We start from the raw sequence: 22,926 nt of genomic DNA on the forward strand, positions 1-22,926 counted from the left end.
GCGTTTACTCCTTGGTTAAAATTCCTGCAAACTCAACAACAGCAAATTGTAAAAGCGTATCTATAGTAGCTGATCCCACTAAAGAAGGGGAAGCTTCTTTTTGATGCTGAACTTTTGGAGTGGGAGACGGTGAAGTTAAGAAACTCTGATCTTGATAGTGTTTTTCAGGTTGTATCATGGGCTTCGGAGGTTCTTGCTGCTGAGGTAGGTTTCTCGGTGTATCAAAAGTTGATGTTTTCAGTTGAGAAAATAGAGTTTCTAAAGAGGGACGCTGGCATATCCGAATGAGATGGATGATTACTGTTTCTAAAAATGTTTTTTCAAAAATAGTTTGTTGTAGATGTTTGGCTGCTTCGCCAAGGAAATCAATAATTTCTAATAAACATTCACTGGAATAGTGCATGGCGATTGCAGATAGAGGAGAATTTCCCTGGTCTTTATTAAGAAGTACATCGCGATAAAACACCGTGAGGTCGTGGAGAAAGGTGATTGGAGCGACTCCAGAATTGATCGCTGTAGTTACAGGGAGCAAAGCTTCAGCATATTTTTGCGTGCGAATACATTCTGATAATGTAGCTAAGGTGTCTTGAGATAATAGACCTAATGCGTCTGCAACTAACTCTGGAGATAAAGAGTTCGGGAATAGCCCAATGACATAATCATAAAGGGATTCAGCATCGCGTAGGCTTCCCTGAGCTGCTCTTGCAATAGGGAGAAGAGCTTCTCGAGAGGTTTCTATACCACCTGCTTGAGATATGGATTCTAGCTTATCTACGATCATGGTCTCAGGAATTCTTTTTAGGTGCATTTTTTGACAACGACTTAAAATTGTCCCTGGTATTTTATAATTTTCTGTAGTAGCTAAGAAGAATTTTACATGGCTCGGAGGCTCTTCTAAAGTTTTTAGTAAGGAATTAAACGCCTCCTTAGTCAGCATATGGACTTCATCTATAATATAGATTTTATATTGTGATTTGGCAGGAGTAAAGAGAACGGTTTCGTTGATTTGACGGATATCTTCAATACCTCGGTGTGAAGCACCATCGATTTCGATCACGTCTAAGGAGGTTCCTGAAGAGATTTCTTTACAGACACAACATTGGTTGCAAGGTTCATGTTCAGGAGTCAGTTCTTTACAGTTTAAGGCTTTTGCGAAGATTCTTGCTAAAGTTGTTTTTCCTGTTCCGCGAATTCCTGAAAATAAATAAGCATGCGCGACACGTTGAAACTGCAAAGCATTTTTTAAAACAGTGACCACGGCATCTTGCCCTAACATTTCGGAAAATGTTTGCGGGCGATATTTTCTAGAAGAAACTTGGTATGTTGCTGATGTCATTTGTTGTGCCTCTAAAAATGATTGCGAGGAGTTTTTTTTATTTAATTCAGGTGACTATTTTTTCTAGGATTTCTAGACTGGGTATCCCAAAAATCCACATATTAACAAATTCACAGTTGGAAGAGATCATTTTAACGTTCACTATAGTACAAGGAGTGGAAATTGTCCCTCTTTAATAAAGATATTCGTCGATTAGATACGAAGATACGATTTTCTAGGTAAAAAGTAGGATCCCATCAATGGGCGTCATTTTTCTTTGTTATATATTAAGCTATGGTCAATAGTATGAAATCCTTAATTGAAATAGAGCAAAGTTCACGACTTAGATAATACACTTTAAGTGATGTCATTTGTTATAAGATTTTTAGAATTTTCTTATTTGCAAGTGACAGAGTTTGTTTGTGAAGAGAACGAAAAGTTGGTTTTGAATAAAAAATAGCGTTTTGTTCCTTGGTGTGATAGCTAAAAAATAATAGATGTATCTTGAATTGAGCGTATGATCAAGCAAATGGAAGACCGTAGGCAAGTTTACCGGAGTTGCACTACTGCTGAAATAGATCGGCCGTGGTCAAGGTATCTTTTATGTTTGGGTATTACGAGTATTTTTGGAGTAACATTATTCTCTTTTATTTATCTTAGAGTTCTTCATGTTCCTGTCTATAAGGAGGGAGATTTTGCTCAGGTCTCTTTGAACTCTCCTATAGATTTTTCTATTAGTTGGAATGTACACGCATTTTACAGTAAGAGAGCTGCAATCCCAGAAGTATTTGGCAAGGTCTATCGCATTTGTGAAAATACTTGTTTCGAAGAGCCAGAAGAAGAAGAAACTCGTCGGTGGTTAAAAAAAACTCAAGATTTTCTTGGGTCTGTAGGGTTTATAGATAGTTCTACAGAGACGTGTCTGCAAGATCTCCATTTGCGCCCCTCAGCTTTAAAAGAACGAGATCGTCTATTAGGGATTCACGTAAGTTCTGATTCTAGAGAAGTCATTCATCAATGTGTAGAACATGTGGATAATTTTCTAAAATCTGAAAACTGTCCTGCATCATGTAGATTGCTCATCATCAATAACCTAAAGGAAAAACCCTTAGATATCGCCGTGGATAAGGAAAAGTCAGGCTATGTTAAGGGAGACTTGTTAGGGACGCGGCGTATAGAGTATTTTCGTAAGGGCAGCCCGATCATCCGACAGTATCAAAGAATTAGTGCTAGAGATGCAAAGATTCTTCGTTGTTTACGTCAGCAGCTTTTATCTTCAACCACGTTGTTTTCTTATCGCGGAGCCTTCGGGGTTCTTCTGTTAGTTGCCATTATTTTAATTTGGGGATACCGCTTATTAGTTACGTTTTGTCCAGAGCTACTGAAGTCACCAAAACGTTACACACTCTACATTGCTATCTTTTCTCTATCTTTAATTGGAGCAAAAATTACAGAGACTCTTTGTGCTCTAGGGCCCCAAAGCTGGGAAGCTTATCTTTCGTATCCTTTAATTCTTCCTTTTACTGCTATTCTTCTAGGGCATCTTGTGGGCATTCCTCTAGCTGGAGTTTCATGTACATTACTCGGGATGCTCTATACTCTAGAATCAGATATTTGGAATAACAGCTGGTTTCTTGTTATGAACCTGCTGAGTTCTTGGAGGATTTTATTCACGTTAAATCGAGTTACGCGTCTATCTTCTCTATTTTGGTGCTGTATGAAATTGTGGTGGGTATCCACGGCAATTTTAACAGGATTGCGTATATTCTCTGATGTTGCTTCTATAACGGCTTTCCGTGCTGATTGCTTGGGAAGCTTTGTCTATAGTTTAATGACTGCATTAGGTGTAGGTGCGTTGATCCCTGTTTTTGAGTCCTCATTTGGTGCATGTACCCATAACCATTTATTAGCCTATCTAGATTCCGATTATCCTTTATTAAAACGTCTCTTCGAAGAGGCTCCAGGTACGTATCAGCATTCTGTATTGGTGGGGATCCTTGCAGAATCAGCAGCTAACGCTATTCATGCTGATGGGCTTTTCTGCCGCGTGGTAGCGCAATATCACGACATTGGTAAGTTGATTAATCCCGGGTTTTTCTTAGAGAATCACCAAATGCTTGGAACCTCAGTAAGTAATCTTTCTCCTATAGAAAGTGCGAAAATGATCATGCGGCATATTCCCGAAGGGGTAGAGTTAGCAAGAAAAGCAGGTCTCCCCGATTCATTTATTCGTATTATTGAAGAACATCACGGCACGTCAGTTATCCTTTCCACTTACCATCGTCATCTACAAAATAATCCTAATACAGGAGCCTCAGATGAGGAGCTCTTCCGTTATCCAGGAAGGAAACCTTCCTCTAAAGAATCCACAATTATTATGATTGCAGATTCTTTTGAAGCTGCAGCCCGTTCTTTAGAGGGGACAAGCATGATCGCTTTAAGGGAGCTGGTAGAAAAGATTGTATCAGCAAAAATGCATGACGGACAGTTTGCAGATTCTCCGATAACTTTAGATGAGTTAACCACTATCTGTGAAACTATGGTGAAGACTCTTTATAGTGCTTTGCATTCTCGTGCAAAATATCCTGAAATGGCCTTAAAACCTTGTGTGTAAGATACGTTTTAACGAGAACTTATTTCTTTAAGCAACTTTTCATTGCCCCTACTATAGATGTTCCTAAACCTATAAAAGCTTTAGCTAGACCCACAATTAAAAGAATGGGAATAAGCAGAATAAGCAGGGGAGTCATAAGGCCTAAGCCTCCAAGCATAGAACAGATGATAGGTGACCACATAGTGTAGAAGGTGCTTCGGCATTCGGGGCACCTGGCGTTTGGTGTAAAGTTATATGTCTTGTGGATGGCAGCTTGAGCTTTGGCGTATCTATAACAAAATACTCCAGCATAAATTAGACCAATAATCGGGATCAAAATCATAGGAAGATGTTGTAGACGACGCAATACACCATGCAAAACTATAGGGCATCCATGAATAACGTCTGGCAAGATAGTGGTAGGTACTTCACAAATGCTACCGTTATAGTTTACGTGTGTATGTCTAGGAATTTCTATAGTGCTCATGATCATTACTTAATTGAAAATATAAAGGGTTGTAATTAATCTTTTTCAATTATTAATGTTTTAAATTAAGAAAGAGAATTATATTACCGTTTATTAATTAGTTCGATTAATTTTTTTTGTAGAACAAGAAATCTTAACTTTTGAAACAGGTAAGATGAAAAATGTGTCCTGCTTTGTTTAAGATCTTTTGATAAAGAATAGGAATTAAAACTCTGAATAGAAGAAACACCTGAGTTTCACATGTTATTGGCCATACTATACCCAGGTGTTTTGATAAGAGTACAACCCTCCACTACACTAGATTTTGGGTGCGGAAGGGTTTTCGTATATCGAATTAAGTTGGTAACATGGAGTCAGTTTGGGAGCGTTGATAACAACAACCAATAATTTTCAAAACTATATGCATAATTAAGCAGACAAGACCAAACAGCCCTACGATAGGGAATAAAAGACCTAAGCCGCCAAATATAGACATGGTAATAGCGAAGTTCAAGCGGGAAGGATCAAGGTTTGAACACGTCAGATTAGGGCATTTTTCATTAGGTGTGTAACCTAACCGTGAATAAGCATCTTTCATCACGGTATGTTTTTGATAGATAAGATAACCTGCAACAAATAAACCAACTACAGGAAGAAGAGACAGGATTTTTTCTACACGAGCTGACGTGGTGCTCGGATCAAGACGGTTTTTTGGCACGTGAAGATTGGGAGAAGTTTGTAGATGGATTTGAGCGCCATTTTTTGACACATGTGTGTGTGCCGGAATAATCGTACTAACCATATGCATGATAGAAACACCTTGGTTAAATTTTTAGTTTTTGTGGGTTTGTTAAGGATTTGTACCCAGGAGCCTATTCTCTATTGCTAGTTAGGAGAAGGGTGTTTCAATTTAAAAAAAGTTTTTTCGGAATCGGTCTGGTAGAAAAACAAGGCAACAAATTATCTCATAAAGTCACATAAAAACAAAGCGTTTTTTTAGAATACGCATAACCAGATATAGAGTGATTCCTAGGATAAGAAAAGGAAGTAACGCTCCTATACCTCCAAAAATCCCGAAAATAATCAAAGATTTGTAATATTCAGGATGTATACGAGAACAGAGCTTATTCTCACATTGTTTATTCGGTGTATAGTTTAAATTTGAATACACGGCACGCATTACCGTAAACCTACGATAAATTACAAAAACACTAAAGACAAGCCCGAGAATGGGGAGAACTAAGAAACGCATACTTATTTCCGGAAAGTACACCGTGTTACACACTGTAATATGTGTTTTTGGAACAGAAACAAAGGTGTTTTGAGTTTCTGTATGGATATGGCTGGGTAGGATAACGGATGAAGTAAATCTCATCTTGCCTCACGAATTCATAACCTATGCGTGTAGAGTGTTTCGTTTCTCTAAAAACAAACACGCGTTTTCATAGTAGTAATTAAAAAAGCTGCAGAAGCAATGATAAGTCGTAGCTTCAGATTACATTCGGGCTGAGGAGAGTTTCCTGACTTGTGGTTGCGGTATTTAGAGGAAGCAAAAAGGTTTTCCAGGCTTCTATATCTTTCCCTGCGGTAATCGCTAATCGTCCTTGCAGAGGGTGGTAAGGTGGAGGAAGTACTTTGGTATAGGGTAAATGTAGATGGAGTCGGAGAATAGCTGCTTTGGCAATAACAATAGCATCATATTTTCCGTTCTCTAGCTGTTCTAGCCTTTCTTCTATAGTTCCACGAATATCAAGAATTCGTCCTTCAGGAAACAGCGTTTTTAGTGTTTCTCCACGACGTAAAGAAGAACTCCCTAATCTAGGGACTTTAGGAAAGCGTTTCCATAAGTAGCGTTCGGCATAAACTAAGAGATCTGATGGGTCTAAGCCCTTAGTTATAGCTACAACAGGGGTAGCAGGAGGGTCGGGAAGATCTTTTGCAGAATGTACAGCAAGATGGCAATTTCCACGAATGACAAGCTTGTCTACCGCATCTGTGAAAAATTGGGAATTCTCTACAAGACGCAAGGGAGTGGTTTTGTCTTTATCTCCACGAGTACTTATCGTGTGTATTTGAATCCAAAGTTTAGGAAACCATGAACGCAGCAAACGTACGCATTCGTGTACCTGAGCTTGTGCTAAGGTAGACTTTCGAGACGCTATGCGTAAAGGACGTCTTCCTAAACAAAAATCAGAAAGAAAAGGATCATTGTAACAAGCGGATAGCATCTTTTATAGTTTTTACCCCTCGAATATCTAAGCTATTTTTAATTTCTGAGGGTAGTCCTGCGATTTGACCTTCAGGAATTACAGCACCCTCAAAACCCATGAGTTTACTTTCTTTAAGACGCCTCTCTAAATGCGTGACGTGGCGGATTTCCCCTCCTAGGCCTATCTCTCCAGTAAAGGTGTAATTTTGGGGAGAAAGACGATTATACAAAGAAGAGACTACAGCAAGTCCTGCTCCTAAATCCGCAGCAGGTTCAGTAATTTTTAATCCCCCAGCTATGGAAAGAAAAACATCAGCAGTATGCAATTTTATTTGAGCGCGCTTTTCTAGGACAGCTAAGAGTAATAAAAATCGATTTTGATCGAATCCTGAGGTTTTTCGAATAGGATTTGCAAAAGGAGAAGATGAAGCTAAAGCTTGCATCTCAATGAGTAGGGTGGCAGAACCCTCAATAATAGGAATAATCGCAGAACCTGTGGTTTCGGTAATTTTTTCTTGTAGAAATAACCCAGAAGGATTAGTGACTTCCTTTAAACCCTCAGAATGCATAGATAAAATAAGTAATTCATTTGTCGGGCCGAAACGATTTTTCACAGAACGTATCATGCGATAATTTGCATGCGAATTCCCTTCAAAATACAGAACAGTATCTACAAGATGTTCTAAGACTCTAGGACCTGCAATTTCTCCTGATTTTGTTACATGACCGATAACAAAAGTTGAGATTTGGGATTGCTTAGCAATGTGCATCAGCTCAGAAGTGACTTCACGTACTTGAGCTACAGATCCCGGGGAAGAATGTAAGGTAGGAGTATATACAATCTGAATAGAATCAATAATTAAGATGTCAGGCTTGAGTGTCGCTATTTGCTGTTTGATATCATCAAGATTCGTCTCAGGGAAAAGGTAAATATTCGCATGAGAAATTTTTAAGCGACGCGCGCGTAATGATGTTTGTGTTACAGACTCCTCACCACAAACATACAGGACTTTATGACCGTGATGGGCGAATTTCGCTGCTGTCTGTAAAAGTAACGTCGACTTGCCTATGCCAGGGTCGCCGCCTAATAGGGTAAGACTTCCCCGAACAGCACCTCCACCTAAAATGCGGTCCCATCCAGAATCTCCTATACACAAACGCTCTTCCTCTCGCAGCTCTATGGTATTCAAAGACACTGCAGTCGCTTGCGATTCGAGCCTTTTCTTGCTCTGATGAGGAGAAACATGTTCTTCAACTAATGTATTCCATTGTAAACATCCCGGGCATTGACCTAACCATTTAGGAGCCTGAGTGCCACATTCATTACAAGTCCATTGCGTTTTTATCTTCATAGTCATGGGTGTCTAAAGCTTGTTGAGCAGCGAGTTTCTCTGCTTCTTTTTTTGATAAGGCAAATCCTTCACCCCAAACCTCATTATTCACTATTACGCGAATATGATACCCCGAAGCACCTTGTGGTGATGTCCACGACTCACATTGATATACAGGTAACGTACGTAAGTGTTTTTGTGTGAGCTGTTGTAAACGGTTTTTCGGGTTTCCAAGCATGAGAGGAAGAATATCCTTTTTTGAAGGCAATAGAGGCACAGTGATTTGTCTTGCCGGAGCTAAACCACCATCTAGATACACCGCACCTAAAATAGCCTCGAATAAATTTGCATAGGCTGAAGTTCGGCCTCGTTCATTTTGAATTCTTTCTCCCTTACCTATAAGTAGATATTCTCCTAATCCTAATGCGTCCGTATATTGACAGCAAGAAACAGCATTTATCAAAGCTGCGCGTGCCGTGGATAAAGTTCCCTCATCCATAGAAGGGAATAATAGGAATAAGTGTTCAGTTACGATTAAACATAACACGGCGTCTCCTAAGAATTCCAAACGCTCGCTGTCTTCGGTAATAGTTGCAGTCTCGTTCCTATAAGAAGGGTGAGTGAGAGCTGTAACTAAGAGTTTCGGTTGAGTAAATGTAAAATTTAATTTAGCTTCAACTTCTTTAATATTGATCAGATTATTCATAAAATTATGAAATGTTGCCCTATTAACATATAACGCATTAGTTGTCGGAGTTTTTTTATAGGCGGAAAAGGGCTTAAAGTCTATAGTACTTTTGGTAGAATTCTCTTAAATGGATGAGTATGAGGTTCGTTCTACATTTAGAACACCTGCGCCATTTTCAAAATCAAGGTAGTATATTATTCGAAGATCTGGTCTCTAGCAATGAGTGTTTTGCTTTAGAAATAAAACTAAAACATTTCGTAGAATCAGTTTCTAAAAATACAAAAGATGTGCGCTGGAGAGAAAATATATTCCGTTCCCTTCCCCAAGTTTCCGCTTTAGTTAAAAAGCGGCGGTTGGATGTTTTTGCAGCAAATCTTGTTCATCGTCCACGACTATCTTTGGTCGGAGATTTTTGGGTTTTCCCCGGAGATAAAATCGTAGAGAGAGAAGAAGATTGTCAGCTACTCCTGTGTTTATCTGGAGAGAAGATAGGGCATGGAGTCTTTTTTACCGGATCTTATCCTACAGAGCTTTATTTTCCTCAAGAAAATGAAACCGCCTTGCTTCTTTCCTTCTCTTCTGTAGGGATTCCCATTTCTTAAAGAAATTTCCTTATTGTAAAAGCACGAAATTGTTTGCCTAGAGCGATTTTTATGTTATGACGACATAAGATCGCGATGTGTTTTTAGGAACTTTTATGCAGCATCTTCAGCAGAAAATAGAAGCTCTTTGCAGTCCCATCACTACAAAGAATATCCTTACCTGGTTATCTAACGATTGTAATAAAAAAGATCAGGATGCCATAGCTGAGCTTCTAAAAAATGATCCGCAACGTCTTGAAGAGCTATTCGGAACAACTCTTTCCTTTGGTACAGGGGGGCTGCGGAGCCCTATGGGATTCGGTACCAATAGAATCAATGTGTTTACTGTAAGACGTGCTACACAGGGATTGGCTCAAGTATTAAAAAAACATCATTCCCATTCTGAAGATCCCATTCGCGTGGTTATAGGCTATGATACACGCCATAATTCTTTCGATTTTGCTCAAGAGACTGCTAAGGTTTTAGCAGGAAATCAAATTCACGTTCTCCTATTTAAAAACCCTGAACCCCTGGCTCTTGTCTCCTTCACTTTAAGAACAGAACGCGCTTTGGCTGGAGTCATGATTACAGCTTCTCATAATCCTCCAGAGTATAACGGGTACAAAGTGTACATGGCATCGGGAGGACAGGTACTCCCTCCTTTGGATCAGGAAATTATACACGCCTCGGCACATGTAGAAGAGATTGCCATTGTTGGCTCGCTACAAGATCCTTATATTCATTTTATAGGGGAGGAATATGAGCAGCTGTATGTCGACACTGTGCATAAACTGCAGCTCTATCCTGAAGATAATCGTATTTCTGGACAAGCGATCCATGTAAGCTATTCTCCACTACATGGAACTGGAGTCTCCATGATTCCTCGAGTTTTAAGAGATTGGAATTTCCCTATGGTCAAGCTTGTTGAAAAACAGGCGATTCCTGATGGCGATTTCCCCACAGTACACCTGCCCAACCCCGAAGATCCTGAAGCGCTCACTTTGGGGATTGAGCAAATGATAAAAAATCAAGACGATATTTTTATAGCTACAGACCCTGATGCAGACCGGTTAGGCGTTGTGTGTTTGCATGAGAATCAACCCTATAGATTTAACGGAAATCAAATAGCCTGTTTACTTGCGGATCATATTTTACGTGCTTTATCTGCTCGCGAGCCCCTAGGAAAGGAAGATAAAGTAGTCAAAAGTTTAGTCACTACAGAAATGCTCGCCGCAATCGTAAAATTTTATGGCGGCGATATCGTGAATGTAGGGACAGGATTTAAATATATCGGAGAGAAAATAGAAGCTTGGCGAGGGAGTGGAGTAAGATACATATTTGGTGCCGAAGAATCGTACGGCTATCTGTATGGCACACATGTAGAAGATAAAGATGCAATGAGTACTTCGGCATTAATTACCGAGGCTGCTTTGCATCAGAAGCTCCAAGGAAAAACTCTTCGAGATGCTATTTTAGACCTATATGAAACCCATGGATATTTCATGAATAAAACGCTTTCGTTGTCTTTTGAAGAAGGACAAGAAAGTGTGATGAAATCACATATAGAAAAGTTGGCCATGCTCGATCCTTCCACAATGTCCTTAAGAGGATATTCGGTTGTCACATTTGAAAATTATTATCAGGGAATAGGAAACCATATTGCCTCCGGGACTGCGTATACATTGACTCTCCCTAAGATGGCCATGTTGTGTTATTACTATCAAAATGGCGGAAAAATTATCGTTCGTCCTTCAGGAACAGAACCGAAAATCAAACTCTATTTTGAGCTTGTAAATCATTACGATGTAATCACAGGCAATAAAAACGAGCAAAGACAACGAGAAGAGGAAAGCATGACACAATTAGAGAAGTTTATTGCGGAATTTAAAGAGAAATTTTTCTCTATAGAGGCGGAATAATAAAATCAAAATCATCTTGTAGTAATATCTTCAGCGCATCTACACTGGCAAAGTAGCAAATTGGTGATTTTTGTTTCAGGATCTCTTGTTGTTAGAGGCGAAAGCAAAAATACATCGATGAAAAAGAATATCACCAAACAATGTTCTTGATATAACTCAAGACAGATATAAAGGACTTTCTTATGACCTTTGTTCCCTATACTTTGCCCCCATTGCCCTATGATTATTCTGCTCTAGAGCCAGTAATTAGTGCTGAGATTATGCATCTACATCATCAAAAGCATCATCAAGGTTATATAAATAATTTGAATGAGGCCTTGAAGAAGTTAGATCTGGCTGATACACAACAAGACCTTACGCGATTGATTGCTTTGGAGCCTACTCTACGATTTAATGGTGGGGGACATATTAACCACTCCCTATTTTGGGAAATGCTCGCCCCGATAGGTCAAGGCGGAGGGGTCCCTCCAAAGCACGGCTTACTGAAGCTGATTGAGAAATTCTGGGGAACTTTTGACAACTTTTTAAAAGAATTTATTAAATTTGCCGCTCCGATTCAGGGGTCTGGGTGGGCTTGGCTAGCTTTTTGTCCCGAAAAACAGGAGCTTATGCTACACGCAACAGCAAACCAGGATCCTCTAGAAGCCACCACCGGTAAGGTGCCTCTTCTCGGAGTAGATGTCTGGGAGCATGCGTATTACCTCCAGTATAAAAATGTTAGATTAGATTATTTAAAAGCAATTCCTCAAGTAATTAATTGGGGATATATTGAAAAAAGATTTTCTGAGATAACTAATTAAAAGAGTATTTTTAATTGAAGAGTTAATAACTTTAATTTAAAATTACTTATGCTAAAAAGTTGGATTAGGTAGCTTGTGCGTTTATTTTCTTACGATAAACCTAAGATTAAAGTGCAAAAAATAAAAGCTGATGGTTTTAGCGGGTGGTTAAAGTGCACGCATTGCCATGAAATGATTCATGCAAATGAATTAGGACAGAATTTTAATTGTTGTCCTAAGTGCTCTTACCACTATCGTATTACCGCAACTGAACGCATCAAATTGCTCGCTGATAAAGATTCTTGGCGTCCTTTGTACACAAATCTAAAATCACAAGATCCTCTCAAGTTTGTCGATACAGACACCTACACAAATCGTTTGGCTAAAGCTAGAAAAGATAATACAGAAAGCGAAGGCGTTCTCGTGGGTGTTTGTACCATAGGAGAGCATCCTGTGGCTTTGGCTGTGATGGATTTCAGTTTTATGGCAGGCTCTATGGGTGCGGTGGTTGGTGAAAAATTAACGCGCCTTATAGAAAAAGCTATAGAATCTCGGCTCCCCGTGATTATTGTATGTGCTTCCGGAGGCGCTCGGATGCAAGAATCCATGTTCTCCTTAATGCAAATGGCAAAAACATCTGCGGCATTAGCAAAGTTACACGAAGCTGGCCTGCCTTATATCTCCGTGTTGACTAACCCTACATCCGGAGGGGTTACAGCTTCTTTTGCTTCTTTAGGGGATGTCATTATTGCAGAACCTAAAGCTCTTATTTGCTTCGCTGGTCCTCGAGTTGTCGCTCAAGTGATTGGTGAAGATCTTCCCGAAGGTGCTCAAAAATCTGAATTTCTTCTCGAACACGGAATGATTGATAAAGTGGTAGAGAGAAAACAATTAAAGAGTACTTTGCAGAGTTTACTTGATTACTTTTGTTCTCAAGAATACACTGGCGGCCAAGATAAAGCCCCTAGGGATTTATCTAAGACAATTAAAGAAATTTTTTTGTTGACAGATGACAGTGAATGAAACATCATACCCGCTACTCGTAGTAACCACGGCGCTGTTCCTATGACTATATTATGTGAATTAGAATCTGGAGTAGATCTTCCAGAATATGCTACCGAAGGTGCTTCCGGAGCCGACCTTCGAGCGAATATTGAAGAGCCGATTGCTGTCTTGCCAGGACAACGTATACTGGTTCCTACAGGAATAAAAATGCAAATCCCGCAAGGCTATGAAGTTCAAGTGCGTCCACGCAGTGGGTTGGCATTGAAGCATGGGATTATGGTTGTTAATTCTCCGGGAACAATTGATGCTGATTATCGTGGTGAGATTTGCATTATACTTGCAAATTTTGGAGAGAGTACTTTTATTATCGAACCCAAGATGCGCATCGCTCAAGCTGTAGTTGCTCCCGTAGTCCAGGCAAAGTTTATCGCCGTGGATCAAGAAGAAGGACTAACGACAACGTCTCGGGGAAGTAGAGGTTTTGGGCATACCGGAGAGAAGTGACATGCCTTTCTATTGCGAGAGTCAACCTGAGTTTTCCTTGTTTTCTCTTTTATCTCCTAACTTGATTATGTTTTTGAATAAAACCTCACGGGAGGAGATTCTCCAAGATCTTACGGATCTTGCTAGTACTGCCGGTTTACTTGAGAATAAAGAAGAATTTTTTCAAGCACTTGTAACCCGTGAAAATATTATGTCTACCGGTATCGGTATGGGCGTGGCAATTCCACACGGTAAATTGCCGAGTTGTTCTGACTTTTTTATCGCTATCGGTATCCACCCTCAAGGAATTCTCTGGGATGCTATAGATGGGGCTTTAGTACGTTTGGTATTTCTGATAGGGGGGCCGGATAATGCCCAAGCTGAGTATCTCAAATTGTTATCTATATTGACTCTTTCTCTCAGAGATGAATCTCGACGTCAAAAGTTGCTCCAAGTAACGACTATTGAAGAAGTTATGAATGTGTTTTTAGGAATGTAGTGTTATGGATTTGAAATTAGAAGAGCTGGCTTCTTTGTTGGATATTTCTGAAAATACAGTCCGTCGGTGGCTGGATGAGGGAGCTATTCCTAGTTACAGTATGAATAATGAATATAGATTTAATCGAGAAGAAATAGAAGATTGGATCCTAAATAATCAAGCGCTACTAGGATTAGAAAAAGAAGAAAAAACAGACAAAGATTTTCGAGACCTCTCTTTGAAGTATAGCTTATATAAAGCGATTTATCGCGGGGGCGTTATCCGCAATGTCTCAGTAAAAAATAAAGCCGAAGCTTTGCAATACGCTTCTTCATACATCGCCGAGAAATTTAATCTCGATGCGAGTGTTCTTTTCGAAATGCTTACTTATCGAGAAAGTCTCATGTCTACAGGTATCGGAGAAGGAATAGCCCTTCCTCATGCTAAAGACTTTTTAATCAACGCGTATTACGATGTTGTTGTTCCTATGTTCCTATCCAACAGTATTGATTTTGGTGCTCTTGATGGGAAGCCTGTGAGGGTTTTGTTTTTCCTTTTTGCCTCTCAGGATAAAAGTCATTTAAATTTAATAAATAAAATAGTCCATCTCGGTATGTCTTTGGAAGCACGCAGTTTCCTGACAAGTTATCCAGAAAAAGACCAGCTTCTTGCTTACATTAAGAATTGGGAATCACAAATTCATTAACTATCAATCTCTATAAAAGATTTGCAAGTCCAAGTTGTGAAAAAAGTCCTATTGTTGTTATGGTGATCTCATAGGCTGATCTAGGAGATTATAGCAGCATGATGAGTTCTAAGCGTACTTCGCAACTTGCAATGCTTTCCATTTTGTTAACTTTCACTCACTCTGTTGGTTACGCAAGTGCTACAGTTGCTCCTTTTGAAGTTAGCTCCATGTATTCTGAAGCTTCTTTAGTTGCTTCGGAAAGTCCAAAAAGCAAGAAAGAAATACGAATTCAGAAGATAAAAGAACGTAGACTTGCAAAGAAGAAATTAAAAGAATCTTCGGAAGAGCAAAAAAATACCGAAGATGTAGCAAGTCAGCCTAAAAAACTCGATAAAATTACATCTTTATTCTCTAATAAGTTCGGCAAGGAGCAAAGAGCTCGTTGTCAAGAACGTAAGAAACAACACCTTTCTTTTAAAGAGCAATACCGTTCAAAAACTCAAGAACTTAAGGAAGAGCAACGTTCCCTAGCTCAACAACTTAAGCAGAGTATCGATCTTTGCTGTGAAGAACTTGTTCATCGTGGAGCGGGAAATCTTTTAACTCGCGGTGGGAAATATTCACAAAGATACAATAAATTTCGTAATTGTGAACAAACTGCTCAAGAAAATCAGTCCGCTGGTTCGCTACCTAACTTGTCAGCAAGAGAAAGAGCTAAACTTAGAAAAAGAGCGGGTACAATAGTTCGTGCAGCTCCTCGTAGTGAATCACCAAAGTCTTTGCTAAAGACCATCATTGTAAATAGAGATTCAGCGGTTGCTCCAGAGAACAACGAAGAAATTCAAGTTGTTCACAATATCAAAGACGGTCCTGTATTACCTATTTTTGTTCGTCCTGATGTAAAAGTAGTTGCTCAGGAAGAGAGAAATAAGCTGATACAAGATTTAGCTAGAGAGCAAAGAATCGCAAAGAGAAGATCTGCGAGAGAAGCTCTAGAAGCTCGAGCAAAAGAAAATAAAATCCCCAGAGATGGGAAGGTTACCTCTACATTACGTTATGATGTTGAAAAAGCTGCAGCTGTTAAGGTTAGACGTAATTCGTCAGTAAATTCTCAGGTGCGAGCTCAAAAAGCATCAAATGGACGCAGAAACTCTCGTAGCGAACATAACCAAAAAGATTCGGCTCAACACTCTAAGCCTAATGCTTCTGATAAGCAAGATCAACTTGCTGGCAATGTACCTGCCGATGATTATTATGGTGTAACTTCAGCAGCTGGAAATACAAACATCAATAGCTATCTAACTGCAAAACAGTATAGTTGTGATTCCTCCGAAACAGACTGGCCATGCTCCTCATGTGTTGCTAAGCGTCGTACGCATACAAGCATTTCCGTATGTACTATGGTTGTTACTGTGATTGCTATGATCGTAGGAGCTATCATCATCGCTAATGCTTCAGATTCTACAACCACTAACGGTGGTGGAACCACACCTCCACCAAACCCATCACCAGCTCCCTAAAATCCACTTAAGGTAGCAGATTTATACGTAAGAGACAGAACTTCATGGGGTTCTGTCTATTTTTTTTGTCTGTAAATCTGGTTTGTTCCGTAGTTTGTTTATTTAATTTTGTAGTTAATTAATTCTGGTAGGATAATTAATTATATAATTAATCATTCTTTTTTTTTGTTTTAACTATGTCTGAACAACATCCAATACATCAGAGCTCTAGGTTAAACCAGATCGAGATTGGAAAATCCTTTCTAGATCATAATCCTAAAGTTGCTCGAGCGCTTCAGATTGTGGGAATTATCCTCTCTATTTTAGCTGTAGTTTCTTCAGTATTTCTGGTGGTAGCTACTCCCGTAGGTTTGCCTATTTCTATGGCATTAGGAGGAGTTTTGCTCGGTATAGGAGGAAGTGCGCTTTTTACTTCTATCAACTCTTTGGCCAGTAGCGTGAAGAAGGCTGCTATCGAGAAGAAGCGTCAGAATATCTTAATCCAGGAAAAATCTGAGGAGATAGAGGTAGGACATCAGACAAACGAAAGCATTTGGCCTAAGTACAATAAGATGGTGGATAGGTTTGCGAATTTAAACATGCGCATAGGTAAGCATGAAAGAAGCATCCTAAAACAGATGGGCAGAGAAGAAGGACTTGAACTGATTGAAAATTTAGACCGGATTACCGGAGATTATATCATGTGTACAAGTTTACTAGAGGGACGCCAAGAAGTCTATTCTGAAGAGGATTACGCACAAAGAGATGATAGTTATCCAACTTCTATAAGAAAGAATGATCTCCTAATCAAATTAGGAAATAGTATTATTTCCAAGTTGTCTCAGGGTGGCGGGGTCTTTTCTTTAAAATTACAGCCACTAAGTAAGACAATGTCGAAAGTTCATACTGGGGTTACTCTAGGTTTAGTAGCTGGAGGTATTGCTGCTGTTGGTGTTATTGCTGCATTCATTCCTGGGGGGATATTAGCTTTTCCGTTAATTCTCGCCTCAGCAATAGGCATAGGTTTAGCCATTCTGGGATTATCTTACGCAATAAAAACAATATTAAAGAGATCCAAGACAAACAAAAAACAGTTACTCAACGATTTAAAATCAGAAATAGATATCGATGCGCTTAAAGATATGACCCGTCATCAACATGTTCTTATGGGCATGTTGAGAACTTCATTACAAGCTGATCAAAGAATGACTTTAGATCATAAAGATTTTTATCAGGATTACAACAAAGTCCGTGATGCTTTACAGATGTTAAATGAACATCTTGATGAAATAGAGTTTAAATACAAACATACAAGTGAAAGTTATCAAAGACGTGCGGATAGTTTAGAAAAAACCATACTTCAACTTTCGGATCTTAAGAATGCTTCAGAGGGAGAGATGTACTATCCTCAAGTTCCTTCTTCTGATCGCGCAGGATTATTGAGCGATACAGCAGGCTTTGATGAGATGGTCGCTAAAGGGGTACAAGCCGCTCGAGAAAGACGGCAAAAAGATCAACGAGGGGAAATTTCCCTAGGTGATTATTCTCAATACTTAGATGAAGATGAGCTAGCATTTGGTGATGGGTGGAGCCCTTCGGGTAAACGTGCTCTCGAGACTATGTGGTCGGCAAAACCCACAGTAATGAATGAGGAAGATTATCTCATCTTAAATGAGGATGTAAACAAAGTCCTTCGCTCTTATCGAAATGATATACTACGTATGAAAGCAGATATTGCTCGCATTGAAAATCTTTTCGAAGAGCTTCAAGCAGGAAAACAACGGATTGAGCTATTTGCAGACCAGATAATTGATATTTGGCATAACGTATCCAGCGATTGTCATGAAATTCTTAATCATTTAGTTGGAATGCAAATGCGATTAGTTTCATTAGTAGAACATGACCTAACGGAATCTTCATAAGATAACATTAGCAAGAAGGTATCTTGTTGCGTACGGGGGTACCTTTTTGTTCGTAAGAATTCCAACGATCTAACTGCTCGCGTAATGTTTGGGTTTGATAAGCCTGGGGATTTCTTTCTATCCAGCTGGACAACTCTTGCTGTTTATCATGCACCAGAGACTCTAAACTGCTAGAGAGATTGCGAATTTGCTCTTCTTTGTTAGAGATCACTGTGTCGTAGTCATTTAATAGTTTGTTATGCAAATCACGCATATTTGGAATAAATGTATTGCGTATATTCGCGAACGCGACACGACATTTTTCAATAGATTCTACACCTACATTCGATATATCCTGAGAGATTTCGTTAGTTAATGTAGTCCCAAAAAACTTATTTTTCACCGGTAAATCCAAAATAAGAGCAACGGAAATAAGCAGGAGAATTATACCTAAGCTCATTCCAAAAAATACCCAATTTCCATTGATGATAGCATAGCTCATCAAAGCAATCGATCCTAAACATGTGAGTACTGCTATAGTAAAACAGACTGTAGTACGCAATATGAGACTCGTACGATAATTATCCCAGGGAATGAGAAGAACAGTTTTATTTTCTGAAGATATGGGCAAGAGTATCATGACAATGAAAATCAACTTATTAAATTATGGTTATTCGACGGAGAAGAAGGCATTTCCTGAGTTGCATGAGTGATTTCTTGCCATCTTTGCAATCTAAGTAGTAAGCGGTGTTCTTCTTGTTTTAGCCGTTCTATACGTTGTTCCTTATCTATAATTGAGTAAATCAGTTTTGAATAGGCATCTTGAAGTAACTGAAAAGAAGAAAGTGACGACGTTTTGTTATTCACGAGAGTGATGGTTTGTTGCACTTTAGATGGTAAACACTTGATCAGATAAATCATGCTAATAAGTAGAAATATACAGACTAAGGATGCAACCATCACAGTCATCCCTCCAATCATTTCAGGAAGACTCTTAGAAATACATCCAAAAGCAACAACTATACTGCCTCCTATCATGGTACCAATCAAAAGTATAATAGCTAAAATATAAGAAGAAGAGCTTTGCTCAATGAAAATAGCAACTTTTTTTTGTAATACAGTAGCATCCCTTTCCGCGTTGAAAAGAAGAGAACTTTGGTTTGGTAAAGAGAGAAGCGTTTGGGGAATAGAATTAGAAAGACTTAATACCACAGAATTCCTTAAAATATAGCAAAAAAATCTAAAGAAAGTATTCATTTTATTCAACACGTAACATAAAGTAATTCTTTTGTTTTCTAATTATTTATGAATAAAACTGTTGTTGTTGCTATGTCTGGAGGAGTAGATTCCTCCGTAGTTGCTTATCTTTTAAAAAAAATGACTTCCTATAGGGTCCTAGGGATTTTTATGAAGAACTGGGAAGAAGAAGATAGCAATGGTTTATGTTCCACAGCTAAAGATTATGAAGATGTTGAAAGAGTCGCTGAGCAGTTGGACATTCCCTATTATACGGTATCTTTTGCTAGAGAGTACCGTGAAAGGGTATTCTCACGTTTCCTTAAAGAATATTCTCAAGGTTATACACCCAATCCTGACGTTCTTTGCAATCGTGAAATAAAATTTGATTTACTTCAGAAGAAAGTTGTCGAGCTAGGAGGGGATTTCCTTGCTACAGGACATTACTGCCGATTAGATGTAAGGAGGCAAGGAGTAGAATTACTTCGTGGGAAGGATCCACATAAAGATCAAAGTTATTTCCTTTGTGGCACGCGCCAAGAGTCTTTGAAAAATGTCCTTTTCCCTTTGGGCGACATGACAAAAACTGAAGTACGCGCTATAGCTGCCCAAGCCGGACTGGCAACAGCTCAAAAAAGAGACAGCACGGGTATCTGTTTTATAGGGAAGCGGCCGTTTAAAAGTTTTCTTGAACAGTTTGTTCCCAATTTAGAGGGAGATATCATGGATTATGATTCTCAGAAAATCGTCGGGAGTCATGAAGGAGCCCATTACTACACTATAGGGCAACGCCGAGGTTTAGATATTGGCGGCTCTGAAAAACCTTGTTATGTTGTGGGCAAGGATATGGAGAAGAATATTGTTTATATCGTACGAGGGGAAGATCATCCTCTACTTTATCAACAGGAACTTACAGCTAAAGAATTGAATTGGTTTGTTTCTCCAGAATCTATAACGAGGTGTAGTGCTAAGGTACGCTACCGTTCCGAAGATGAAGAATGTGAAATTCTACATACGGGAGAACAAGATAAAGTGCGCGTGCGCTTTGCTTCTCCTGTTAAAGCAATCACCCCAGGACAAACCATCGCATTTTATGATGGGGAGAGATGCCTGGGGGGAGGGGTCATAGAAGTGTCTATGACTCCACATTTGGTATAGTTGCCGCAACGTTTTCAGCTTGTTCTTCATAGCGCTCGAAAGTTACACGATCTTCAATGAGATGGGCACGTAGCTTTCGCGCTTCCTGACGACAAGATTCCTTCAGCAAGAGTTCTGCAAGAGGATCTTCAAGATACTGTTCAATAACCCGACGTAAAGGCCGTGCTCCCATTTCCGGAGAATGTCCTTTCGTTACTAAGAAAGAAATCACAGAATCTGGAATACTTAATGCCATCTGGTAATTTTTCAAGCGAGAATCGAGTTTGTTAATTTCCAAATGGATGATTTCAGATAACGCTGATTTTTCTAAAGGACGGAAGATCACACTTTCATCTAAACGGTTAATAAATTCCGGTTTTAAATGTTTCTTCACAGCATTTTCAATTTTTTCTTGAATCACTTTGTAATCGAAATTGGAACGAGCACCGAAACCGATTTCTCCGCTTTTCTTAATTAAGTCGGCGCCTAAGTTTGAAGTCATGATGATAATTGCATGACGAAAATCTACCTTGCGACCAAACGAATCTGTGAGACGTCCTTGCTCTAAGATCTGCAACATTAAATCCATGATGTCTGGATGAGCTTTTTCAATCTCATCGAATAGCACAACACAATAAGGACGACGACGCACTTGTTCTGTAAGATGTCCACCTTCCTCATGACCAACATATCCTGGAGGTGATCCCATCATTTTTGTAGCAGCGAATTTTTCCATGTACTCAGACATGTCTACTTGAATTAAAGCATCTTCACCGCCAAACATTTCAATAGCGATTTGTTGAGCAAGTAGTGTTTTTCCAACTCCAGTAGGTCCTAGGAATAAGAAGGAACCTGTAGGACGGTTAGGATCTTTAATTCCTGTTCTTGAGCGTCGAATTGCTCGACAGATACTCGCTACAGCTTGATCTTGACCTATGACTTTCTTACGTAGAGTATCTTCAAGTTTTAAGAGTTTTTCGCTCTCTGCTTCAGTAAGTCGTGCAGAAGGGATGCCTGTTTGCAAGGAAACAACTTGAGCAACAGCTTCCTCATCAACGGGAATTTGATGTTCTTCTTTGTGATTCTCCCACTCTTGCTTCATATTGGCAAGACGTTCACGAAGCTTTTTCTCTTCGTCGCGTAATCCTGCAGCTTTTTCATATTCTTGAGTGCCAATAGCTTGCTCTTTAGCTAATTTCGTTGTTTCAATCTCAGCTTCGAGCTTCATTAACTCTGTGGGCTGATCCATAGTGTTTACACGTACTCGTGCTCCAGCCTCATCAAGTAAATCAATCGCTTTATCTGGGAGGAAGCGTCCGTGAACATATTGATCAGATAGCGTAGCTGCTGCTTTCAACGCTTCTTCTGTAATAGAAACATTATGATGTTCTTCATATTTCTTTTTTAAGCCACGTAGAATCTCTATAGTTTCGTCCACACTTGGGGGTTGGACAATAATTTTCTGGAATCTACGTTCTAAAGCCGCGTCTTTTTCAATATGTTTGCGGTATTCATCTATTGTTGTCGCTCCAATACACTGGATCTCACCACGTGCTAGTGCTGGCTTTAAAATGTTAGAAGCATCAATAGCTCCTTCCGCAGCGCCAGCGCCTACAATTGTATGCAGCTCATCGATAAACAACAGGATATTGCCATGTTTACGGACTTCGTCCATAACGGCTTTGATACGTTCTTCAAATTGACCCCGATACTTTGTTCCCGCGATCATTAAGGCTAGATCTAAAGTGATTAAACGCTTTTTACGTAAAGTATCAGGCACTTCATTAGAAATAATTTTTTGTGCTAAGCCTTCAACAATAGCGGTTTTTCCGACACCGGCTTCACCGATAAGTACAGGGTTGTTTTTCCTTCTGCGGCATAAGATTAAAATTAAACGTTCCACTTCTGTAGAACGGCCAATAACAGGATCGAGTTTAGACTCGCGAAACATCTCTGTTAAATCATAACCATAGGCTTTTAATGCTGATAATTTATCGCTTTTGTCTCCACCTAAAGTATGACCAAGAGAGGAAGATTTGGAAGATGATGAAGTACTCCCTCTGGGATTCGACGAAGATGCAGGTGGGAGCTGAAGATTAAACGTCTCTAATTCTTTAAGAATTTCTTTGCGAACTTCTCTAGGATCAATATGTAAATTTTCCAAAACTTGTAGAGCAACACCGTCAGCTTGGTTTAAAATACCTAAAAGCAGGTGTTCTGTGCCGACGTAATTATGCTCTAAGATTCCAGCTTCTTCATTCGCTGATTCAAAAGATTTTTTTACTCTGCCAGTCAGAGCGGGATCGCCGTAAACTTGGATTTCTGGTCCATAACCGATCAAGCGTTCGACTTCTTGCTTGGCAGTGTCAAAGTCTACCCCTAAATTACGCAATACATTGACAGCTACGCCTTGACCTAGTTTGAGTAGGCCTAGAAGTATGTGCTCTGTGCCTAGATAGTTATGATTTAACCTCTGAGCTTCTTTTTTAGCCAATTTAATGACTTGTTTTGCTCTGTTAGTAAACTTCTCAAACATAAAAACCTAAAAGACCGGGTAGAACTTTCCTTAAGCATATACGAAATTTAAAATAATGATGCAACTCTTCGATAGACGGATA

General features: G+C 39.4%; 21 protein-coding genes. 11 read left to right on the top strand and 10 right to left on the bottom strand.

The window, feature by feature from the left end; genetic code table 11:
- Nucleotides 1-4 precede the first annotated feature (4 nt).
- Nucleotides 5-1,336, bottom strand: a complete 1,332-nt coding sequence (gene dnaX, locus G5O_RS06835) for a DNA polymerase III subunit gamma/tau (RefSeq protein ID WP_006343011.1) — start codon at nt 1,334-1,336, stop codon at nt 5-7.
- Between the two features lie 496 nt (nt 1,337-1,832).
- Here dnaX and G5O_RS06840 point away from each other — a divergent pair, with 496 nt between their 5' ends.
- Nucleotides 1,833-3,929, top strand: a complete 2,097-nt coding sequence (locus G5O_RS06840) for an HDIG domain-containing metalloprotein (RefSeq protein WP_013462628.1) — start codon at nt 1,833-1,835, stop codon at nt 3,927-3,929.
- 19 nt (nt 3,930-3,948) lie between these two features.
- Here the strand turns inward: G5O_RS06840 and G5O_RS06845 are convergent, their stop codons facing one another.
- From G5O_RS06845 to rnc, 6 genes are all read right to left on the bottom strand, one after another.
- Nucleotides 3,949-4,395, bottom strand: coding sequence for a hypothetical protein (locus G5O_RS06845; RefSeq protein WP_013747345.1), 447 nt, complete (start codon nt 4,393-4,395; stop codon nt 3,949-3,951).
- Nucleotides 4,396-4,729: 334 nt separating this feature from the next.
- Nucleotides 4,730-5,182 (bottom strand): hypothetical protein, encoded by a 453-nt coding sequence (locus G5O_RS06850; RefSeq protein WP_006343014.1) that lies wholly within the window; start codon nt 5,180-5,182, stop codon nt 4,730-4,732.
- Nucleotides 5,183-5,347: 165 nt separating this feature from the next.
- Entirely contained in the window at nt 5,348-5,749 is a 402-nt protein-coding gene (locus G5O_RS06855; RefSeq protein ID WP_013462630.1) for a hypothetical protein, read from the bottom strand.
- Nucleotides 5,750-5,864: 115 nt separating this feature from the next.
- Nucleotides 5,865-6,602 carry a hydroxymethylbilane synthase gene (locus G5O_RS06860; RefSeq protein ID WP_006343016.1) on the bottom strand — a complete coding sequence of 246 codons (738 nt, stop codon included), beginning with the start codon at nt 6,600-6,602 and terminating at the stop codon, nt 5,865-5,867.
- Nucleotides 6,580-7,941, bottom strand: a complete 1,362-nt coding sequence (gene radA / locus G5O_RS06865; RefSeq protein ID WP_006343017.1) for a DNA repair protein RadA — start codon at nt 7,939-7,941, stop codon at nt 6,580-6,582. Before radA ends, G5O_RS06860 begins: the two co-directional genes overlap by 23 nt.
- Complete coding sequence (gene rnc / locus G5O_RS06870) at nt 7,907-8,620, bottom strand: ribonuclease III (protein WP_006343018.1); 714 nt, start codon at nt 8,618-8,620, stop codon at nt 7,907-7,909. Before rnc ends, radA begins: the two co-directional genes overlap by 35 nt.
- A 119-nt stretch (nt 8,621-8,739) precedes the next feature.
- On the opposite strand from rnc, the gene G5O_RS06875 reads away from it, so the two are divergent.
- The 9 genes from G5O_RS06875 to G5O_RS06915 all read left to right on the top strand — a co-directional run bounded on the left by G5O_RS06875 (nt 8,740) and on the right by G5O_RS06915 (nt 17,956).
- Nucleotides 8,740-9,204, top strand: a complete 465-nt coding sequence (locus tag G5O_RS06875; protein ID WP_006343019.1) for a DUF5070 domain-containing protein — start codon at nt 8,740-8,742, stop codon at nt 9,202-9,204.
- A 95-nt stretch (nt 9,205-9,299) separates the two neighbouring features.
- Nucleotides 9,300-11,102, top strand: coding sequence for a phospho-sugar mutase (locus G5O_RS06880; RefSeq protein WP_006343020.1), 1,803 nt, complete (start codon nt 9,300-9,302; stop codon nt 11,100-11,102).
- Between the two features lie 182 nt (nt 11,103-11,284).
- Entirely contained in the window at nt 11,285-11,902 is a 618-nt protein-coding gene (locus G5O_RS06885; protein ID WP_006343021.1) for a superoxide dismutase, read from the top strand.
- A gap of 75 nt (nt 11,903-11,977) precedes the next feature.
- Entirely contained in the window at nt 11,978-12,904 is a 927-nt protein-coding gene (gene accD / locus G5O_RS06890; RefSeq protein ID WP_006343022.1) for an acetyl-CoA carboxylase, carboxyltransferase subunit beta, read from the top strand.
- Nucleotides 12,905-12,946: 42 nt separating this feature from the next.
- A complete protein-coding gene (dut, locus tag G5O_RS06895) occupies nt 12,947-13,390 on the top strand; it encodes a dUTP diphosphatase (protein ID WP_006343023.1) in 444 nt (147 codons plus the stop codon).
- 1 nt (nt 13,391) lies between these two features.
- Nucleotides 13,392-13,868, top strand: a complete 477-nt coding sequence (locus G5O_RS06900; RefSeq protein ID WP_006343024.1) for a PTS sugar transporter subunit IIA — start codon at nt 13,392-13,394, stop codon at nt 13,866-13,868.
- 4 nt (nt 13,869-13,872) lie between these two features.
- Complete coding sequence (locus tag G5O_RS06905; RefSeq protein ID WP_006343025.1) at nt 13,873-14,553, top strand: PTS sugar transporter subunit IIA; 681 nt, start codon at nt 13,873-13,875, stop codon at nt 14,551-14,553.
- Nucleotides 14,554-14,651: 98 nt separating this feature from the next.
- Nucleotides 14,652-16,055: a hypothetical protein gene (locus G5O_RS06910; protein WP_006343026.1), complete on the top strand. Its 1,404-nt coding sequence runs from the start codon at nt 14,652-14,654 to the stop codon at nt 16,053-16,055.
- A gap of 176 nt (nt 16,056-16,231) precedes the next feature.
- A complete protein-coding gene (locus tag G5O_RS06915; protein WP_006343027.1) occupies nt 16,232-17,956 on the top strand; it encodes a stage II sporulation protein M in 1,725 nt (574 codons plus the stop codon).
- A 7-nt stretch (nt 17,957-17,963) separates the two neighbouring features.
- On the opposite strand, the gene G5O_RS06920 is transcribed toward G5O_RS06915, so the two are convergent.
- Nucleotides 17,964-18,575: a hypothetical protein gene (locus G5O_RS06920; RefSeq protein ID WP_006343028.1), complete on the bottom strand. Its 612-nt coding sequence runs from the start codon at nt 18,573-18,575 to the stop codon at nt 17,964-17,966.
- 11 nt (nt 18,576-18,586) lie between these two features.
- Nucleotides 18,587-19,147 carry a hypothetical protein gene (locus tag G5O_RS06925; protein WP_006343029.1) on the bottom strand — a complete coding sequence of 187 codons (561 nt, stop codon included), beginning with the start codon at nt 19,145-19,147 and terminating at the stop codon, nt 18,587-18,589.
- Between the two features lie 93 nt (nt 19,148-19,240).
- On the opposite strand from G5O_RS06925, the gene mnmA reads away from it, so the two are divergent.
- Nucleotides 19,241-20,329: a tRNA 2-thiouridine(34) synthase MnmA gene (gene mnmA, locus G5O_RS06930; RefSeq protein WP_006343030.1), complete on the top strand. Its 1,089-nt coding sequence runs from the start codon at nt 19,241-19,243 to the stop codon at nt 20,327-20,329.
- Here mnmA and G5O_RS06935 read toward each other — a convergent pair.
- Nucleotides 20,307-22,844, bottom strand: a complete 2,538-nt coding sequence (locus G5O_RS06935) for an ATP-dependent Clp protease ATP-binding subunit (RefSeq protein ID WP_006343031.1) — start codon at nt 22,842-22,844, stop codon at nt 20,307-20,309. The genes mnmA and G5O_RS06935 overlap by 23 nt on opposite strands.
- Nucleotides 22,845-22,926 lie beyond the last annotated feature (82 nt).

It is taken from the genome of Chlamydia psittaci 6BC (genome assembly GCF_000204255.1).
Lineage (GTDB): Bacteria > Chlamydiota > Chlamydiia > Chlamydiales > Chlamydiaceae > Chlamydia > Chlamydia psittaci.

Coding starts and splice junctions, on each gene's coding strand:
- dnaX (WP_006343011.1), bottom strand. CDS start 1,336: ATGACATCAGCAACATACCAAGTTTCTTCTAGAAAATATCGCCCGCAA.
- G5O_RS06840 (WP_013462628.1), top strand. CDS start 1,833: ATGATCAAGCAAATGGAAGACCGTAGGCAAGTTTACCGGAGTTGCACT.
- G5O_RS06845 (WP_013747345.1), bottom strand. CDS start 4,395: ATGAGCACTATAGAAATTCCTAGACATACACACGTAAACTATAACGGT.
- G5O_RS06850 (WP_006343014.1), bottom strand. CDS start 5,182: ATGCATATGGTTAGTACGATTATTCCGGCACACACACATGTGTCAAAA.
- G5O_RS06855 (WP_013462630.1), bottom strand. CDS start 5,749: ATGAGATTTACTTCATCCGTTATCCTACCCAGCCATATCCATACAGAA.
- G5O_RS06860 (WP_006343016.1), bottom strand. CDS start 6,602: ATGCTATCCGCTTGTTACAATGATCCTTTTCTTTCTGATTTTTGTTTA.
- radA (WP_006343017.1), bottom strand. CDS start 7,941: ATGACTATGAAGATAAAAACGCAATGGACTTGTAATGAATGTGGCACT.
- rnc (WP_006343018.1), bottom strand. CDS start 8,620: ATGAATAATCTGATCAATATTAAAGAAGTTGAAGCTAAATTAAATTTT.
- G5O_RS06875 (WP_006343019.1), top strand. CDS start 8,740: ATGAGGTTCGTTCTACATTTAGAACACCTGCGCCATTTTCAAAATCAA.
- G5O_RS06880 (WP_006343020.1), top strand. CDS start 9,300: ATGCAGCATCTTCAGCAGAAAATAGAAGCTCTTTGCAGTCCCATCACT.
- G5O_RS06885 (WP_006343021.1), top strand. CDS start 11,285: ATGACCTTTGTTCCCTATACTTTGCCCCCATTGCCCTATGATTATTCT.
- dut (WP_006343023.1), top strand. CDS start 12,947: ATGACTATATTATGTGAATTAGAATCTGGAGTAGATCTTCCAGAATAT.
- G5O_RS06900 (WP_006343024.1), top strand. CDS start 13,392: ATGCCTTTCTATTGCGAGAGTCAACCTGAGTTTTCCTTGTTTTCTCTT.
- G5O_RS06905 (WP_006343025.1), top strand. CDS start 13,873: ATGGATTTGAAATTAGAAGAGCTGGCTTCTTTGTTGGATATTTCTGAA.
- G5O_RS06910 (WP_006343026.1), top strand. CDS start 14,652: ATGATGAGTTCTAAGCGTACTTCGCAACTTGCAATGCTTTCCATTTTG.
- G5O_RS06915 (WP_006343027.1), top strand. CDS start 16,232: ATGTCTGAACAACATCCAATACATCAGAGCTCTAGGTTAAACCAGATC.
- G5O_RS06920 (WP_006343028.1), bottom strand. CDS start 18,575: ATGATACTCTTGCCCATATCTTCAGAAAATAAAACTGTTCTTCTCATT.
- mnmA (WP_006343030.1), top strand. CDS start 19,241: ATGAATAAAACTGTTGTTGTTGCTATGTCTGGAGGAGTAGATTCCTCC.
- G5O_RS06935 (WP_006343031.1), bottom strand. CDS start 22,844: ATGTTTGAGAAGTTTACTAACAGAGCAAAACAAGTCATTAAATTGGCT.